Annotated in this window: 3 protein-coding genes and 1 pseudogene; 3 read left to right on the forward strand and 1 reads right to left on the reverse strand. The window is 36.5% G+C overall.

Annotated elements, in window-relative coordinates; translation table 11 throughout:
• A pseudogene (locus tag R3333_RS12940) lies at nt 1–463 on the reverse strand (hypothetical protein); the annotation flags it as partial.
• A 128-nt stretch (nt 464–591) separates the two neighbouring features.
• On the opposite strand from R3333_RS12940, the gene R3333_RS12945 reads away from it, so the two are divergent.
• The 3 genes from R3333_RS12945 to R3333_RS12955 are packed head-to-tail and all read left to right on the forward strand — an operon-like array spanning nt 592 to nt 3838.
• Nucleotides 592–1626 carry a COX15/CtaA family protein gene (locus tag R3333_RS12945; RefSeq protein ID WP_318959192.1) on the forward strand — a complete coding sequence of 345 codons (1035 nt, stop codon included), beginning with the start codon at nt 592–594 and terminating at the stop codon, nt 1624–1626.
• Nucleotides 1626–2432, forward strand: a complete 807-nt coding sequence (locus R3333_RS12950; protein ID WP_318959193.1) for a sulfite exporter TauE/SafE family protein — start codon at nt 1626–1628, stop codon at nt 2430–2432. The genes R3333_RS12945 and R3333_RS12950 overlap by 1 nt, the downstream gene beginning before the upstream one ends.
• Nucleotides 2433–2440: 8 nt before the next feature.
• A complete protein-coding gene (locus R3333_RS12955) occupies nt 2441–3838 on the forward strand; it encodes an arginine decarboxylase (protein ID WP_318959194.1) in 1398 nt (465 codons plus the stop codon).
• Nucleotides 3839–4033: the final 195 nt, after the last annotated feature.

A 4033-nucleotide genomic window follows, 5' to 3' on the forward strand; every position in this document is an offset into this window, starting at 1 on the left:
CTAATCCCCCCATACGAATGATACTTAAACGCTTACCCAGTTTTTGATACAAAACTTTTTCCGCATCTATAAGTGTTGTACCTGACCTTTTAGAAGGACTCGTTGGACTGGTTTCATCAACCACTTTCAAATTATCATCGTACACAGAGGTTGAACTGATGAAAACCATTTTCTGTTCTTCGTTGAGCATGGCTGCAATATTGGCAACTACATCTACGTAGTTTTCCAATTTAGAGGGAGAAATCGCGAAAACTACTACATCCTTCCCTTCTATCCAGTCAAATAAATCTGCAGAATAATCCGCATTCAAATCTATATGCGTCGCCGCTATACCCATGGCTTCAATTTCCTCTAAACGACTGGCTGAAGAAGTAATAGCTGACACCTTTTCATTCATAATTCTAAGGCGCACTCCTGTGGGTTTTCCCAACCATCCAAATCCAATAATTCCAATACTCTGCATCACTTCATTACTTGCTCTACCGATAAAAATAAGATCCCTTTCAGAATATTGATCATTATCACAAAGAATTTCATGTTATTACGGTGAAAAAAATCACAAAAATCAACTTTGTCACTTATTTTTGTAGCATGAAAAATCCCTTCAGCAAAGCATTTATTCGCTTCAATTGGTTAACCCTAGTTTTAATTTATTTGGTAGTAATTGCAGGTAGTTTTGTGAGAATTACCGGAAGTGGAATGGGGTGTCCGGACTGGCCCAAATGTTTCGGCCAATGGGTACCACCAACAACCGATGAAAATTTGCCCGACAATTACAAAGACATTTACTCCGAAAAAAGAGCAAAGAAGGTTGTGAAATTTTCCAACTTCCTCGAAACGCTTGGAATGGGAGAAACGGCAGACAAATTGAGAAACGACAAATCACTCTTAATTGAGCAAGATTTTAACGGAAGAAAAACCTGGACGGAATATGTAAATAGACTTTTTGGATTTTTAGCAGGGAACGGTGTTCTCGTTGTTTTCCTTTGGATCATCTTGAAATACAGAAAAGAAAAACTGTTCTTTTTAAGCTTCGCCAACCTAATCATCTTAGCAGTTCAGGCATGGTTTGGATCTATAGTGGTTGCCACGAATTTAGTTCCATGGACCATCACCGTCCACATGTTTTTAGCCCTTGTTATCATCTGTTTACAATTGCTAATTATCCGAAAAATAAGTGAGCCAACAGGAAGAGCATTACGCGTATCAAAATCCATTAAAGGCATTATCATTTTAAGTTTTGCCATCACTTTTACACAAATGTTTTTAGGTACACAAGTGAGAGAATTTATTGATGAATTAACCAAACAAGGTATAGGAAGAGAAGACTGGAGTGATGAAATGGGAATGACGTTTTATATACACAGAAGCTTTAGTTGGTTGGTTTTAATTATGCTTGCAGTTTTGGCGTATTTAAATTTCAAATCTGCCAAATCAAAACTCTTATACAGTGCATTTATCATCTTAGCCATTGAACTTATCTCTGGAGTTTTATTGGCGCATTTCAACATGCCAGGGTTGGTACAAGTAGCCCATTTACTATTTGCAACCATCATTTTTGGAATTTTGTTTATTGCCCTTACCAGAAGTTTGTTCCCTCGCACAAATATTTCTAATTTTAATTAATGGATTTAATTGTAATTGTAGGTTATCTCTGCTCCATTTTAATCGGGATAGTATTAGGCCTCGTAGGTGGTGGTGGAAGTATCTTAAGTATGCCGGTATTGATTTACCTCTTTAGTGTGAATGAAGAAGTTTCTACTTCCTACTCTCTTTTCATTGTTGGAATGTCTTCTCTAATTGGCGTTTTACAACGACTTAAATTCAATTTACTCGCAGTAAGGGAAGGACTTATTTTCGCAATTCCAAGCACAATTACAGCATTTTTCATGCGTAGTTTAATCATGCCGAATATTCCTGAAGCATTACACTTCTTTGATACAACAGTAGAAAAAGATACGGTTATCGTAATACTGCTCGGTGTATTAATGATGTTTACTTCCTTAAAAATGCTGATTGGTAAAGACACCAATGAAAACAATAAAAAAACACCGCTCTCACTAGTTATCGCATTGGGAATTGCTGTAGGGGTTCTTGCTGGTTTTGTTGGTGCAGGAGGAGGATTTTTAATTGTACCCGCACTTATTTTTATGGGACTTCCTATAAAAAAAGCCATCAGCACCTCGATGTTGGTGGTAACTATACAATCTTGTGTGGCCTTTTTAGGTGATTTTAACAACCCAAAAATCATGGGCGAAGGTGGATTAGACTGGAGCTTACTCCTTGTATTAACGGGGCTTACGGTAGGCGGAGTTATAATTGGAGGAATTTTTTCTAAAAAAATAGATGGAAGTGTACTTAAAAAGGGCTTCGGTGTATTAATTTTACTTGTTGGTGGATTCTTAGTAATGGATAAACTCCACCTCTTTTAACAACGAGAATGAGAACGAAATACATAGATTTAATTGAACAAACTTTCGATTTTCCACAGGATGAATTTGCTTTGGAAGACGATGTTTTACAGTTCCATGGAATTGACTTAATGGGACTTATTGCTAAATATGGCACTCCCCTAAAGTTCAATTATCTACCCCAAATCTCTAATAACATCCAGAGATGTAAAGGTTGGTTTAGTGAAACCATGAACACCATCCGCTACACGGGGTCTTACAATTATTCTTATTGTACGAAAAGCTCACATTTTTCTTTTGTACTGGATGAAGTATTGAAGAATGATGTGCATTTAGAAACGTCTAGTTCATACGATATTGACATCATTAATCACTTGTTGGATAAAGGAAAAATCACCAATGATCCACAAGTAATTTGTAATGGTTACAAGCCCGATAAATACATTGATAACATTGCAGGTTTAATCAATGACAACCGCATTAAGGTTTTGCCCGTGATGGACAATGCCGATGAGTTGGACAGGTTAACCGAGAAAGTAAACCGTACCATAGATATAGGAATTCGTATTGCCTCTGAGGAAGATCCAAAATTTGAGTTCTATACCTCGCGTTTGGGTATGCGTTACCGCGACATCTTACCGTATTACTTAGACAAGATTAAAGACAATGAAAAGGTGAACTTGAAAATGCTTCACTTCTTTATTAATACAGGAATAGACGACAACGCTTACTACTGGAACGAATTAACAAAGAGTTTACGCGTATACTGTGAGTTGAAAAAAGTATGTCCTTCCCTAGACAGCTTAAATATCGGAGGTGGTTTCCCTATCAAGAAATCTCTCGGTTTCGATTACGACTACCCTTACATGGTGAAAGAAATTCTTTTACAGATACAAAGTGTTTGTAAAGAATACGATATCCCAGAACCAAACATTTTCACTGAATTTGGATCTTTTACCGTTGGAGAAAGCGGAGGAGCTATTTTTAAAATAATTGCGCAAAAACAACAAAACGATAGAGAGAAGTGGAACATGATTGACAGTTCGTTCATGACGAACTTACCTGATACATGGGCTATTAATCAGCGTTTCGTAATGCTACCTATAAATGGGTGGAATGAAAAATACGAACGTGTACTTTTAGGTGGATTAACGTGCGACAGTGATGATTACTACAATTCTGAGCAACACGTTAACGCGATTTACTTACCAAAATTTACAAAAGACAAAGATTTATATATAGGATTCTTTAACACGGGTGCTTACCAAGAAACCATTGGTGGTTTTGGAGGTTTAAAGCACTGTTTGATACCAGAACCGAAACATATTTTGATCAGTAGAGACAAAATGGGAGCAGTACAAACAGAAGTTTTCTCTGAGCAACAAAATGCCTCTGATTATTTAGAGATATTAGGTTATCAAAAATAGAATCTTAAAAGTTTATTAAAAATAATCCCCAAATAATAGAAGAATATTGAGTATTCTCAGTATTTTTGCGCCCCGCTTAATAGCTAATTGGTTGCAATTAACAAATTTACGGAGATGAAAATAGAGACGTTTTATATAACAAGTGAAAATGAATTTTCCAACACATTTAGAGAGTGGTCTGACAAGCTAGACCTC

Origin of the sequence: Lishizhenia sp. (assembly GCF_033720595.1) — a bacterium.
In the GTDB taxonomy this organism is placed as follows: Bacteria; Bacteroidota; Bacteroidia; order Flavobacteriales_D; family Crocinitomicaceae; genus Lishizhenia.